The sequence below is a fragment of the Sessilibacter sp. MAH1 genome (genome assembly GCF_054658315.1).
Genome location: NZ_BAAGIC010000006.1, coordinates 134,532 through 149,528, shown reverse-complemented (window position 1 = coordinate 149,528; position 14,997 = coordinate 134,532). Strand labels below are relative to the sequence as shown.

Below are 14,997 nucleotides of genomic sequence, written 5' to 3'. Positions count from 1 at the left end.
GTAAGAAACTTTGTGAGACCTTATTAACCCAGATTTTTCTGGGTTAATATTCAATTAACAACAAAAACCTTCCCTCAAATTCTGGCCGTTTCGGGTTATTTCTCTTATAAACGTCGATTTTCGATGCTTTTCTTCCAGAAATTTACGATTTTTAAAATTCAGTTTGTGCTCAATCCTAATCCGAGTAAAATACGCGGTTTTTAGACTTACGATCTGAACTTAAAACACTATGAAATTACCAGAACTTCTCTCTCCTGCCGGTTCCCTTAAAAACATGGAATACGCGTTTGCCTATGGTGCAGATGCGGTATACGCCGGACAACCACGTTACAGCTTGCGTGTACGTGAAAACGAATTCAATAAAATTGAAAACCTTGCCAAAGGTGTAGCGCGCGCCCACGAATTGGGTAAGCAAATCTACATTGCCAGCAATATCAGCCCTCACAACGATAAAGTGAAAACCTATCTTAAAGATATGGAAGACGTTATCGCTATGAAACCCGATGCTTTGATCATGTCTGATCCCGGCTTGATTATGATGGTTCGTGAGAAATGGCCCGATATGCCGGTGCACCTTTCTGTACAAGCAAACGCGGTTAACTGGGCAACGGTGAAGTTCTGGCATCAACAAGGTTTGAGCCGAGTTATTTTATCGCGCGAACTGTCTTTGGACGAAATCGCAGAAATTAAACAACGCGTTCCTGAAATGGAATTGGAAGTGTTTGTCCACGGTGCGCTTTGTATCGCCTACTCTGGTCGTTGCTTGCTGTCTGGCTATATGACTCACCGCGATTCTAACCAAGGCGCCTGTACGAATTCCTGCCGCTGGAAATACAACACCCACAAGGCTGAGCAATCGGAAGGCGGAGAAATTATTCCGCTAAAAGAGATCACCGAAAAACCCGTCGAGCTTTTTGATCCGACCAAAGAGCCTGAAAGCGACGATGGTTTAGACCGTGTATCGCCGATGTATCTATTAGAGGAACAAGGCCGTCCCGGTGAATTGATGCCGGCTTACGAAGATGAGCACGGCACTTACATTATGAACTCCAAAGATTTACGCGCGGTACAACACGTAAAACGTTTAATGGAGATTGGTGTAGATTCATTAAAAATTGAAGGCCGAACCAAAAGTTATTATTACGCCGCTCGAACTGCGCAAGTTTATAAGCGCGCAATTCTTGATGCCGCTGAAGGTAAAGAATTTGACTTCCAATTGATGGATGATCTTGAAGGTATGGCCAACCGTGGTTTTACCGAAGGTTTTTACCGCCGCCACGTACCTAGCGAATACCAAAATTACGAAACTGGTAATTCAACCGCTAACACGCAATTATTTGTTGGTGATATTCAAGCGGTTAACACCGACGATCAATCATTAACTATTGAAGTCAAAAACCGCTTTGAGGTTGGCCAAAAACTGGAGCTTTTAACGCCTGTTGGTAATTTTGAATTTACCTTAACCGAAATGATTAATGCCAAAAACGGTAAGCCTTTAGAAGCAGCATTGGGTACCGGTTATACCGTGAAAATTCAGTGGCAACAAATACCTGGCTTAATTGTTCAAGGTAATAATTTAGAAAAAGGATTATTGGTTAAAAATGTCGATTAAATATCGCCGTTTTAAATAAATCCTAAAAACCAAAAAGCCATCTTAATAGATGGCTTTTTTTATGCGATGGACTTAAATTTCTTTAGATTAGGGTGCAGGAGCTACAAAAGCTAAGCTCGATTAAACTTTATAACATTAGACTGGCTGTGTTCTTCACAGCGATCACTCTCACCGGGGTGGAATTCCATGGGTGATGTCACACGATTAATTTGACAACCGCAAATACTACCGTCTCTTTTTAAAGCCTGACAGGTTGGGCTTTTAAAATGACCCAACCAAGACTTGTAAGTTGATACAGAGACGCCGGACTTTTGCGCGGCAAATAATTCTGGGTCTTGTATGTAATCTAAAAGCTCGTTTTTATCGATATTAATATGACCAATTCCCGATTGATAAGCCGCAAAGCTAATTCCGGCCGCACTTAACTTTGAAAGAAACTTATCACTGGTGTTTTCTTTTAATTGGTTATTTTCTTCTTGAAGTTGGGAGACTTCTTCAGCAAGATTTTTTTGATGTTCCGTTAAGTACATCAATTCAATATCGCGCATTTGCAGCTGTTCGTTCAGGGCATCGGTCGCCTCACTGATACGTGATTCAACTTCGTTTTCATGACGTTGATGCAAGATGGCGAACTGTTCTTCACCGACATTACGCAAACTTTTGAGTTTTTCTTCAAAATATTCACGAATGTGCCCCATTTTTCGAATTTGCTGTTCAAGTTCGTTTTGCAGCTCAGAAACCATGAGCTTTTCGTCGGCTAAAGATTGCTCTAACAATGCTACTTTGTTGTTTAAGCGCTCTACTTCGTATTTGTGCTCTAACTGAACCTGATCAAGCTTTTGGCGATGCTTGTTGCGTAAAGTCGCCAATTGCAAACGCTGTTTCTTTAGGGTGTCGGCTAGACGATTACGAAAACTCTGTTGGTACTTTGCTCGAACTTCGTCTTCAATTTCAAGAATACGCGCTTTTTCAAAACGTCGTTCTTCGATGATATTCAGCGTTGGAATATGGTCTTCAGAGTTGTAATCGTGCTGGCTTGGTGGTGCTTCGTAAGGTAAAGACAGGCGATTGCGTGCCACTACCTTCTTGATAGCGGCAAAATGATTAACACCAGGAGCCATTTCTGGGTCCCAGAGTTTGTGTTTAGCATTTGCGATTGGGCATTGGGTATAGCAAGCCAGTTTGATTGGACCGGCACCCAAGTTAGGGCCTCTCGCCGCTATAGACGCTAGTTGCATAAGAGGGACATTCCAAGTCTTGTCTGGAAAGCCGTCCAAATTGAAGTTGATTCGGAAAAACACCGCCGACTCAACCATCAACTGTTTGTTAATTTGCAGATAAACCGCTGTAGCGTTGCGGCCGGCCAATTCTGGCAATGGAATGAACGAATCTAAAACAGCTTCAAACTCTGAATACAGCATTTCGCGCTCGATGTGATTGTTGTTTATAAAAACAACCGCTTGAGCTTGATCACTGTCGCTTGAAACCATGTGTCACCTAAATACTGTAATACGCCTAACTTATAGGCTCGTTAGTTAAAATTATATTACTGAAGATTAAATAAAAACATCGACTATCTGTGAGATGGTGCAAAGATCCTGAGATTTTAGGTGATATGAATGGCCGTTATTGGTGATTTTTTAGAGTACTTCACACTTCATTAGGTGTATTACAAAACGTAATGTAACGGATTTCTCTACCTATTGTAGTGAAAAATTTCGATCCAGCCACACTTATAAGCTCAAAGGCACTGATAACGTCTACTCAAAATTGGCTTCTATAATTGCATGATCTAAGAAAATAAAAAGCTATGTGCCAAAAAGAGAATTTAGCACAGCCTTTAATACTTTCCCTAGCGTCTTATGAATTCAAACATTGCCAAAGGCTAATGTTGAAACTGGGAGGGATTTTAAACGTGGTCGAGATGTAACTGCAAAATAACAAATTCGCAGTGTTGCGTAAATTTACATTTCGTCACTGTCGAGTGAAAACTCTTCTTCATCAAAAAAAGTTTCTTCTAATAACTCTTCTATATAATCTTCCATTTTTATTCTCTTGTATTTATCTGTCTGTATTTATCGGTAGCCGAAAAGCGGCTACAAGGCTGCTATATGACCAAATTAATGGCACAAAGTTTCAGAATCATGGCAGCTTTATGAATTCTAGGTTGCGTTTAAGTGCGCAAACTCAATTTACTGGCACTTTATAGGCAATTTATAAAAAGCTCAGATGAAACCAGAGCTTTTTTGCGCACTAGAATTTGTCGCCAGCTTCAATATACCCAAATAATTGAAATTGTAAGAAGGTTGGAAATCACATTTTTTAATTTATGCCCTCTAATTAAATCATGGAAGAGTTAATCAAAGACTTCTAAAGAGATTCGGCATACAAGCATTTGTCTTTAAAAATAAAACACAATTGTGTTTATTAAACGAAAAGACAAATGGTTATCGAGATATGATGTTTAGAATTATTTAATGTTTGCAATTAAAAGAAAACAGATGTGTTAATCAATAACAGAAAGACAGGCGTGTTAACGTGCAACGTAGAAGCTTTTTTGAATGCAAGTTATCTGGGCCAATTTCTAGCGACCCAGATAACTTAAACTGAGTTATTTTTACTGAAAAATGTACCTTAATTGCCGGTAACTTCTTGATAGGCCCAGCTCAACCAAGGCAACAACGCTTTTAAATCTGACGATTCAACCGTCGCCCCGCCCCATATTCTTAAACCAGCAGGTGCATCGCGATAAGAAGCAATGTCGTAAGCTACGGCTTCGTTTTCAAGTAATTTCACCATAGATTTTAACTGTGCTTCCGTTGCATCTAAGGTTAAACAAATACTGGTACTCGAAACAGTCTCTGGTTTTTCAGCCAAAAAGTTTATCCACTCGTTGGCAGCAACAAACTCTTTAATAACACTCAGGTTTGCTTGGCTTTTGGCAATTAATGCATCAATACCACCGATCGACTCAGACCAGTTCAATGCATCTAGGTAATCTGCAACACACAGCATTGAAGGTGTATTAATTGTAGAGCCCTCAAATACCTCTTCCATTAATTTACCGCCTTTGGTTAAGCGGAAAATCTTCGGCATTGGCCAAGACGGGGTGTAGCTTTCTAATCGCTCTACCGCTCTTGGGCCAAGCACTAGCATGCCGTGGGCACCCTCGCCGCCAAGCACTTTCTGCCATGAAAAAGTAACGACATCGAGTTTTTCCCAGGGTAAGTCCATGGCAAAAACCGCAGAGGTCGCATCGCAAATGGTTAAACCTTCACGATTATCGGCAATCCAGTCGCCATTAGGAACGCAAACACCTGAAGTTGTGCCATTCCACGTGAAGACAACATCGTTATCAAAGTTTACCGATTCTAGATCGGGCAAATTGCCGTAATCGGCTTCTAAAACACGAACGTCATCTAGCTTAAGTTGCTTGGTAATATCGCTTACCCATGTAGAACCAAAAGATTCCCACGCTAAAACATCAACGCCACGGGCACCTAATAAACTCCACAGTGCCATTTCAACGGCGCCGGTATCCGAAGCCGGTACAACACCTACGCGGTAGCCCGGCGGTAAACGCAAAATTTCCGCGGTTTGAGAACAAGCTTTCGCCAATGCAGGCTTGCCGACCGAGCCACGGTGAGATCGCCCAAGCGTGGTCAAATCCAAGTTGGATACAGAATAACCAGGTCGTTTACTGCACGGACCAGAACTAAAATGTGGGTTATTCGGTTTTACATCAGGCTTTTGCATGGCTGTCTTGCCTCATAAATACACAGGTACATTTTGGGCCAGCGATAATAGGAGTTTGTGCCCTAGCCTGCAAGATAAACGCTATTTGAAGAAATCAAATTCCAATGTTCGTTATTTATGTCAATAAGCAACTCAATGACCACTACGTGACACTAGATGAAAGGTGCACGGAAATTATCCCCTGCGATTGAACCCTAAAACCACGTATTCTCCGATTTGCACAAGCCAGCCTTACTTTTACAGGTATAATTAGCGATAACTGCTTTAAAAAGCTAGAAACCTACAAGAAAACATCGAGTTACTGTGAAGACACAAAACGAGCCCCAGCCGCATAGTTTAAATCTTAAAAATTTCAGCGGCGCATTCCAATACAGCCCGCAAGCATTAAAACTGGTTTGGTTAACCTCAAAACCGCTCACGATAGCCTTTGCGGTGGCGACACTTATCGCCGGATTTTTACCGGCAGCTATTGCAATACTTGGGCAATACATTGTCGATTCGGTAGTACTTGCTGCTAATCTACACCAACAAGGCAATACCGATGTTACCGAGCCGCAGAATACCGCGCTCTTTTGGGTGGTATTAGAGGCGATACTGGTGATTGTTCTTGCAGCCGTGCAGCGTGGAATTTCAGTTTGCCAATCACTATTGCGCGCGCAGCTGGGCGAAAAAGTTAATGTCATGATTTTAGAAAAAGCATTAACACTGTCATTAACCCAATTTGAAGACTCGGAGTTTTACGACAAATTAACCCGCGCACGCAGAGAAGCCTCGGTAAGGCCGCTAGCTTTAATCAATAAATTATTTGGTTTAATGCAAAACGCCATTTCGCTTGTAAGCTACGCGGTAATACTGTGGCAATTTTCTTTTTGGGCGTTGCTGGTTTTATTAATTGGCTCTTTTCCGGTTTTTATTTCAGAGGCCAAATTTTCTGGTGAGGCCTTTCGTCTATTTCGCTGGCGCGCCCCAGAGACTCGCCAACGTTTGTATCTAGAGACGCTACTCGGCCGAGAAGACAGTGCCAAAGAAGTTAAGGTTTTTAACCTAGGGCCAAGATTACTCAATCGTTACCAGGCTATTTTCGACAAAATTTATTTAGAAGACAAAAAGCTCACCATTAGACGAGATACTTGGGGTTGGTTGCTCGGCTTGCTGGGTTCTATTGCTTTTTATGCCGTTTATATTTGGATTGCTCTAGCCGCAATTTACGGAACGATCAGTTTGGGTGAAATGACCATGTACTTGTTGGTTTTTAAACAAGGACAATCTGCCGTAAGCGCTTCATTAACCGCCATCAGTGGCATGTATGAAGATAACTTATATCTGTCAAACCTATTTGAGTACCTAGATCAACCAGTTGATTCAGACCATGGAACCGCTACCTTCGGCAAAACTCCCGGTGACGGAGTGCGCTTTAATAATGTTTCCTTCACCTATCCCAACGCTAAATTTGCAACCTTAAAAAACATCAATCTACATATTAAACCCGGACAAAAACTTGCGATTGTTGGTGAAAATGGTTCCGGTAAAACTACACTCATTAAATTATTAACAAACCTTTATCAACCCACCGAAGGTGTCATTACACTGGACGGTACACCGCTTTCAAGTTGGGAACCTTCGGCACTGCACCAAAGATTTAGCGTAATTTTCCAAGATTTTATGCGTTATCAGTTTTTAGTGGGCGAAAATCTAGGTGCAGGTAATGTTGCTCGATTTGATGACGAACAAGCCTGGGTACGAGCCGCCGAAAAAGGTTTGGCCGACAAGTTCATTAATAACCTTCAGAACGGATATCACACCCAACTGGGTAAATGGTTTAAAGACGGACAGGAACTCTCCGGCGGACAATGGCAAAAAATTGCCCTATCACGCGTGTTTATAAAACCTGAGGCAGATATCTTAATCTTAGACGAGCCGACATCCGCTATGGATGCAAAAGCCGAAGCAGAAATATTTTCGCAGTTTAAATCACACACAGAAAATAGAATTGCGATTTTTATATCCCACCGCTTTTCAACCGTGCGCACAGCCGATCATATTTTGGTCGTTGATAATGGCGAAATCATCGAGCAAGGCAGCCACGAAGAACTGCTCGCAAAAAACAACACCTACGCACATTTATTTAAACTGCAAGCCAAAGGGTATCAGTAAAATAGCAAGCGGCTATTGTTTGCAAACAATAGCACAAGTATTTGCAAATGACGGCTCAAGGATCTGAGGAATTTCCGATTAACGCATTCGTGATTTAATCAGAACACTCATCTTGATGTTGCTAAAGACTCAGTTTAATCGGAGTTTTTCTTAATTTATTGGCAAAGAGAAATCCGGTGCAAAACCACTACCGGTATTTGCTGTAGATATGCATGCACTAAAAATAAACACTCTACTAAATTTTGAATGGAAAATGTGCAATTAATACACAAGAAAACTTTCGTTCTTAAAGTGTTTAACGCGTTTTAATCACAAATAATAAAACTGCAAAAAATTAAATGCAGAGATTCAACAAGAGTTGAGTCTCCGCATTATTTACTAACTGACGAGTTATTAACGCCTACTAAACCGACGTTAAGCATTAATTTTAGATATGAGTTACCGTTAATTAATAAAGTAACGTATAAAACTTACGTTGATATTGAACCGCCAATGGATCTCCTTTGCCGAGTGTCGCTAAAATATCTAAATAGAATTTTTTAGCGGCGCCTTCTTGGAAGTTCATATCCTTGCGGAGAATATTCAATAAAATTTCTAATGCTTTCTCATGCATATTGCTTTGGTTGTACTGTACCGCAAGCTGCAATTGAATATGATGATCTTCTGGATTATTTTCTGCTTGCTGTTGAAGTGCAGTTAATTCAGGAGAAACGGCCGACTCTTTGGCAAGTTCTAACTTAGCCAACAGCGATTTATAAATCTCATCTTGATCGACCATTTTAATTTGCGCGAGTACTTCTTCTGCTTCAGAGAGTCGATTCGTTCCAATTAAAACATCAGCAAGGGCCAGGCAAATATTAGCCTGCTGATTAGAGTCTAAAACCGCTTGACGCAGTAAAACTAAGGCTTGATCAATCTCGTTATCTGCGATCAATTGCTGTGCTTTTTCTAAGTCTAAATCCCAAGATTTGGGTAAATACTTATTTAACATCTCGCGAATTGCAGACTCCGGTTGCAAGCCGGCAAAACCATCAACTGGTTGACCTTCTTTAAAGACCAATACCGTCGGTAAGCTACGCACACCTAACTGTGAGGCAATCATTTGATGTTCGTCGGCATTGATTTTTGCCAACAAAAAACGACCTGCGTACTCGTTTGCCAGTTTCTCTAACACCGGCATTAAAGATTTACAGGGCTCGCACCAGTCTGCCCAAAAATCCGCCAATACAATACGTTGAAACGATTCATCCACTAACACCTGCTGGGCGTTATTTTGATCAATCTCGATGATATGACTTGTCATTCTGTACTCCCCATAAACGTTGGTTGTTTTATAGGGGTTCGCCGTCAACATTACAACCCCAAGGCACGGTGTTTGCGTAGCAAATAGTGTTTAGAGGTAACTCTGAACGCGTTCACACATGAAAAAATCTATAGGGCCTGTTTCGAAAGGTAACTTTAACGTTTCGTGAGGTGATAACTTGCATAGAATCTGATTGTTATTTCGAATAATCATTTACTAGAAATAGTAATAATGGTTTTATCATTATTTCATGCAAACAACAGTGATACTGATTGTTGTTCTGAGAAATAACACACCATCAGAATTGATTAAACACGCTTAAACATAGGCTGAATTAAAAACCAATAATCGAACATCTTAAATTTGGGGTATTGTATCTAAATGAAACCCAACCTTAAAAATATTGTGTGATTATCGTTTACGGTAACAATCGAACAGGTTTACATATTAACCAAGCTAAGGTGATAGTTTTTTAAACGACTAATATTTCATTAAATAATTTGCTTTTTAGAAATCCTATGCTGAAATTATATTAGTAAAAATTAATCTGAGGTTGTAAAAATAAAAAATATACGTAAATCTGCACAAGTTTTTTTGATCACTAAAAATTAAAATTTGCTGCATTGCAGAATTAATCGAGTAAGGCAAAATATGTACAAACGCGAGAAATCAAATTGAGAATTTTCTTTGATTTAAAACAAAATCGTATTTAAAAGCATAGCTCTGCAATATTAAAAAATTTTAAAATCTGTACATTCGCATATCACACTGCTTACAAATATCACCATAATAAATAAAGTTGAATTCACAATAAAAATACGTTAGAAATAAAAATAGACAGAAGCGAAACTAAATTTCTGTTCAACAACTCATTAAATCAATACATGAGTTTATTTTAACCAAGTTAATATCGATCTAAACAGCAAAGTACTGTTTGACAATAATTAAAATTTTATAGGCGTGAACAACAAGCACATCCCAGAATACCTCTGCTTATACACTTAAGTTTGTATTGTTGCCCGCTTTCATTCAAAAAATTTTCATTTAGCTCCAAAAATACAATAAAAAAATAATAACAACCTTATACAACTGTGCCTCGATTTGAGGTGGTAACCAATAACACTATGGTGCAAGCGCTTCCTCGCTGTAGTTGCACAACAATGTAAACAATATATTTATGAGGATATATCCCATGGGAAGAGTCGCTGTAGTTACAGGTGGAACTAGAGGCATCGGCGAAGCAATTTGTTTAGAATTAAAATCAATGGGCCATCAAGTCGTTGCCAATTATGGTGGTAATGATCAAGCTGCAAAAGAATTTACTGACCGTACCGGTATTCCTGCATTTAAGTTTGATGTAGCGGATTACGACGCGGTTGAATCAGGTTTACAACAAATTGAATCTGATTTCGGCCCTATCGACATTATTGTGAACAATGCCGGTATTACGCGCGACGGCGTATTAGCCAAAATGACGTGTGACAACTGGAACGCTGTATTAGATACCAATCTAAAATCGTGCTACAACACCTGCCATAAACTTGTACCGGGTATGCGTGAGCGTGGTTTTGGTCGCATTATTAATATTAGCTCGGTTAACGGCCAGGCTGGTCAATACGGTCAAGTAAACTACACTGCCGCTAAAGCAGGTATTCTTGGTTTTACCAAAGCTCTAGCACTAGAAACCGCCAAATACGGTATTACTGTTAACGCCATTGCTCCCGGTTATATTGATACCGAAATGGTACGCGCTGTACCTGCAGACGTATTAGAAAAAATTGTAAAACGTATTCCCGTTGGTCGTTTAGGCAATACCGGTGACATCGCAAGAGCCGCCCGCTTTTTGGCTGATGAACAAAATAGCTTCATAACCGGCGCTACCCTTTCAATCAATGGCGGCCAATTTATGGCCAACTGATGTATACATAAAAATCAAAAGCGCTTAAATAACTTAAAAAAACGCAGCCATATGGCTGCGTTTTTTGTTAATGCATAAGCAACAAACAAACTCTGAGAATTAACCACCATTAATTAACCGCAAATACCGCAACCTGTAAAAAGTTTATGGAATACTATTTATTTATCCGTCAATAAATATAATAGGCCTTCGCCTCTACCTTCAATATTGAAGAAATTAAATATGGATTACGTAATTGCATTACTTTTAATTGCGTTAATTGTAGCCGCAATAAAATACGGTAAAAACGGCAACACTAATAAAGTTATAAAAGATAACAGTACTTATACAAATATTGAGCACTTAAAGCAAGGTTACTTAACCTCAAAAAATAAACAAAAACTATTTCAAGCATTAAGAGTTGTATTGGGTGATCGCTACATGATTCATTGCCAAACCTCTTTAATTGCATTAACCAAACCCACGCTTAAAGAACACCGTAGCAAAGCCTATAATAAACCTATTGATTTTGTAATTACTGATTGGAAAACAAAAATAAAAGCCGTTATAGAGTTGGACGACAGCAGCCATAAAAATCAAACTCGATATCATCGAGATCAATATGTCAATCACGCACTTTTAGGTATACATCCATTTTTAAGAGTAGAAACACAAAACTTTTATTCACCCGGAAAAATAGCCGAAGCGCTTAAAGAAAAAGGGTTTGATACAGGATATACCGAAAAGAAAACAATTGTCGTAGAGAATTAATGTGATGGCTTCAAAAAGTTTAATAGAAGAAAGGATACGAATTATAATTCCAGAGCATGATATATATCCGACCCATTCCTATTAAAGCCTTTTAGTAATTTGTCAATATATAGATCATCGATATTGCTTGTTATTTTTTCTACATCTGTGAAGCTGTGAATGAATTTCTGCTTAGGTTTTCGTCCAGAAAATAAACATAGATAAAGGTAATAGTCATAAACATAACTGAAAATAGCGACACATTCCTTTGTTGACGAACCAAAAGCCTTCCAAGTCGTTACTACATCATCATCAACCGTCTCGTAAATAGTGGCACCTTCTCGCGCAATATCTCTTAATTCAGACATAAGAAGTACTGAAATCAACTGTCTTATTTGATCAGAAAAATAACGGTAGTCTTCATGATGAGAACGACTTAACTCCATAGCTTCAAAATGTGATTCAGCATCGAATTCATCAAAAATCACTTTTTGTTTTAAGTTAATTAATGCATTGCCAGCTGCCAATATACTTTTGTCCAAATCTTCAAAACTTTGTGTATTTTCTGTGTCAGAATTTTTTATTTGCAATAAATATTCATGATCTTTTTTTAAAAAAAGTTCATAGTGAAGCCTAATATCTATCAAAAACTTTCCTGTGAACACATCATGATAATTTTTTTCTGGCAATTTATCGAAATAATCGAGTAAATCTTTTCTCTGTTCATTATAAAAATCAAAATTATTTTTATCTCGTGCTGTTTTTATTTGAATTTCAGTTTGATAAGTACTGTGCGCACGTGACGCCAATATTGAAAGTGGTATTGATGTGGAAAGTACTGCAAGTTGAAGCTTGCCAAGATCCCAAAAAGTATTAATCCCATCTACAGTTAGACATAGATCATAGTCTTCCCAAAATAAACTACAGAGCGCCAAAAAATATAGAACGGGTAACATTATTGAGTGCCAAAAAATTCTTTGGTTATGTAAGCTTTTTTCGTCTAGTTGAAATATCTTCTTTATTTCGGAATGAAGACTATCTTCGTTTTGTTTAAATATAATTACAACTAATGTAATGGAAAGAAGAGGAGGAATTGTTAGTAATAGTGCTAAATATAACCACTCAGGCATTTCATCAAATCCAAATCAATGTAAATTTAAAATCACAGTCAATTATCAATTACCGTTATGTTTCGAGTTGAGTAATTTACAATACTATCTGAAATAAAGCTTCATATTCCGTCATTCTTGTTCACTTTGTGAAATTATCACTTGTCCTATGGTTCGCCAGCCACACAGGTTTCGTCATAACCCCATTTCTTATGTACAAAATAATCGAAAAAATACAGGCGGTAGGAAGAGTGCGTGCAATGACGTGTAAATTAATGGTTACTTTCGGTCAATTATTAAACTGTGACGCTATGATAAGCCTTCGGACACATTAGGTAATATAAATATGATCAATTAATAACAAAGTACTAGAGGAGCGCATAAAAACGTTGAATAGCGCAAATCACAATCTAATTCTTCTTCTAAAACACTCAGAGCTTGTGAGAAATTATTTGGCACTTATTGCATCTTTCTGTCTTTTAAAATCATTATTTAAATTGAGACACAATCTTTTGCCAATTCGTGGAATTTAAAATATAACATCAAAGAGTTTATGTTCTTTTTTAAAATTAATCTTGTATTAAAACGCCCGGCACAGATTTAGCGGTATTACTGAAAATCGACTTTGAGTCTAAAAGAGATTAAGAATTCGAAAAGCAAAAAACGGCGAGGATTTAAACCGAAAATATCTTTTTGGCCATTGACAAAATTCACTCAAGAAACAAATTAGAGCGGTACTAAACACGGTTGTATTAGTTTGATATGAGTATTTTTAAAGAGGTGATTTATCTTACTCTTGAAGTATAGCGGCTGAGCATGAGCTTGAACGTAATATCACATAGATGGTTTAGAGAACAGATTCTTCTCGTTAAGGCAAAAGCCTGTGTGAGCCGGAACACTCAGTTTAAAACTTCTGTGTTCACCTGGTGCTAACCTAGCATCAATTTTTGACGCCAAAAACAACATACCAAAAAGCAGATTACTACGGTATAGTTAGTTAAGCTATTGTATTTAAAGAATATTTAAGGTGGTGCCCGGGGCCGGACTTGAACCGGCACGGCCGTGAGGCCGGGAGATTTTAAGTCTCCTGTGTCTACCTATTCCACCACCCGGGCTAAGGGAAGTGTTTTTTTAGTTGAGTGGTAGCTCAACCAAAGCTCACAGAGCTTTGTGGAGGCGCGAGCCGGAGTCGAACCGGCCTCAACGGATTTGCAATCCGTGGCATAACCGCTTTGCTATCGCGCCAGAGGTTGCGAATTCTAAACCAAGCAAGAGAAAATTCCTAGTCTTTTCTGATGCTTAGCGACTTTTTAGAGTCTGCAAACCAGACATAACGTAAGTAAACAAGGCTCAAGTCATGCAACGAGGTGCGTATTTTAGGGATAGAGTTTGCGGAGTCAAGCAAAAATTTTGAAAATTTTGTATTTCTTTATTTTTCGATTAATGACTGATCACTTTGTCTTTATTGGTAGCAAACTAGATGTAAATTAACCAAAAGAATCAGCAAGTTAGATGGTTAAAAATAGATATTACCGAGCATTCCAAAATGTATGGTGGGCAGCTTGGATGGGAATCTGGCGGATTTAGTAATAGGTAGATCTCACCTGCTCTCCAAGCCTTTAGATAAGCTTGGAGATTGGTTTTATTAGATAAGAAATAAATATCTGACGATTAGAATAATAGTACGCTTGGGAATTCTTCTGAAATTGAACTAAACGATTGTCTGTAATTGTTAAAAAAGCTTTTTTCAAATCCGTGGTAATTGTGCACCTGAAAATTAAGGCCATTTTGCACACACCAGCCATTAAATTGTGCGAATATTTTTTTATTAAGACTGTGCTCGAATTCCGAAAAATCGGCAGGTTCACTGATGTTTTCAGATAACACAAAATAAACTATTTCTGCGTTTTCGTTTTCAACAGCTGCTTTCGATTTTTCTTTGCCGTAATGAATTAACGCTTTCCAATCTTCTTCATTGCTTGCGTTAAAGTTGGGCAAATATGCAATACGTTTGGTTGTGATTCCATTTTTCTCAATCCAAAGGCTTTGAACTTCTTTCGATCGAGATTGGTAATTTTTACTTTCAGATTGATTTATAGAAGAAAAAACAACGTTATCGTTATAGTTAAATGTTTCGCTCGGCTTACACGAGCACAAAAATATCAAGGAAAGTATCCAAAGATGTTTCATGTATCCTCCAGCCAAATCCTTTTGGGTATCTTTAATTAACCGATTTAAAAATATTTAATCATGCGGTCAATTAATTGGAGTTCTACCGCTTTAAATATTTTTCGCCCGAATTTTTATTTGTTAGTTGGTCGTGCTAGTTGGAACGGATGAGATTATAAATTGAAATTTATTTTTTGTTAATATTGCCGATATTTGGTTTACCCATTCCAAAATGATTTTTTATATT

Annotated in this window: 9 protein-coding genes and 2 tRNA genes; 4 read left to right on the top strand and 7 right to left on the bottom strand. The window is 38.5% G+C overall.

Annotated elements, in window-relative coordinates:
* Nucleotides 1-229: 229 nt before the first annotated feature.
* Nucleotides 230-1,612, top strand: coding sequence for a prephenate-dependent tRNA uridine(34) hydroxylase TrhP (trhP, locus tag ACYQ28_RS08255; protein ID WP_460049381.1), 1,383 nt, complete (start codon nt 230-232; stop codon nt 1,610-1,612).
* Between the two features lie 110 nt (nt 1,613-1,722).
* Here trhP and ACYQ28_RS08250 read toward each other — a convergent pair whose 3' ends face one another.
* Together ACYQ28_RS08250 and ACYQ28_RS08245 are read right to left on the bottom strand one after the other, a co-directional pair.
* Nucleotides 1,723-3,102: a hypothetical protein gene (locus ACYQ28_RS08250; protein WP_460049382.1), complete on the bottom strand. Its 1,380-nt coding sequence runs from the start codon at nt 3,100-3,102 to the stop codon at nt 1,723-1,725.
* 1,144 nt (nt 3,103-4,246) lie between these two features.
* Nucleotides 4,247-5,368: a phosphoserine transaminase gene (locus ACYQ28_RS08245; RefSeq protein WP_460049383.1), complete on the bottom strand. Its 1,122-nt coding sequence runs from the start codon at nt 5,366-5,368 to the stop codon at nt 4,247-4,249.
* A 303-nt stretch (nt 5,369-5,671) separates the two neighbouring features.
* Here ACYQ28_RS08245 and ACYQ28_RS08240 point away from each other — a divergent pair, with 303 nt between their 5' ends.
* Nucleotides 5,672-7,522 carry an ABC transporter ATP-binding protein gene (locus tag ACYQ28_RS08240; protein ID WP_460049384.1) on the top strand — a complete coding sequence of 617 codons (1,851 nt, stop codon included), beginning with the start codon at nt 5,672-5,674 and terminating at the stop codon, nt 7,520-7,522.
* A 448-nt stretch (nt 7,523-7,970) separates the two neighbouring features.
* Here ACYQ28_RS08240 and trxA read toward each other — a convergent pair whose 3' ends face one another.
* A complete protein-coding gene (trxA, locus tag ACYQ28_RS08235; RefSeq protein WP_460049385.1) occupies nt 7,971-8,825 on the bottom strand; it encodes a thioredoxin in 855 nt (284 codons plus the stop codon).
* Nucleotides 8,826-10,017: 1,192 nt separating this feature from the next.
* On the opposite strand from trxA, the gene phbB reads away from it, so the two are divergent.
* Together phbB and ACYQ28_RS08225 are read left to right on the top strand one after the other, a co-directional pair.
* The gene (gene phbB, locus ACYQ28_RS08230) at nt 10,018-10,743 is read left to right on the top strand and encodes an acetoacetyl-CoA reductase (protein WP_460049386.1); all 726 of its coding nucleotides are present in this window, start codon (nt 10,018-10,020) and stop codon (nt 10,741-10,743) included.
* Nucleotides 10,744-10,965: 222 nt separating this feature from the next.
* Entirely contained in the window at nt 10,966-11,493 is a 528-nt protein-coding gene (locus ACYQ28_RS08225; protein ID WP_460049387.1) for a DUF2726 domain-containing protein, read from the top strand.
* Nucleotides 11,494-11,534: 41 nt separating this feature from the next.
* On the opposite strand, the gene ACYQ28_RS08220 is transcribed toward ACYQ28_RS08225, so the two are convergent.
* The 4 genes from ACYQ28_RS08220 to ACYQ28_RS08205 form a co-directional block, all read right to left on the bottom strand.
* Nucleotides 11,535-12,602, bottom strand: a complete 1,068-nt coding sequence (locus ACYQ28_RS08220; protein ID WP_460049388.1) for a hypothetical protein — start codon at nt 12,600-12,602, stop codon at nt 11,535-11,537.
* Nucleotides 12,603-13,609: 1,007 nt separating this feature from the next.
* Nucleotides 13,610-13,696 (bottom strand) — tRNA-Leu (locus tag ACYQ28_RS08215).
* 56 nt (nt 13,697-13,752) lie between these two features.
* A tRNA-Cys gene (locus ACYQ28_RS08210) sits at nt 13,753-13,826 on the bottom strand.
* Between the two features lie 426 nt (nt 13,827-14,252).
* Entirely contained in the window at nt 14,253-14,771 is a 519-nt protein-coding gene (locus tag ACYQ28_RS08205) for a hypothetical protein (RefSeq protein WP_460049389.1), read from the bottom strand.
* Between the last annotated feature and the right edge of the window lie 226 nt (nt 14,772-14,997).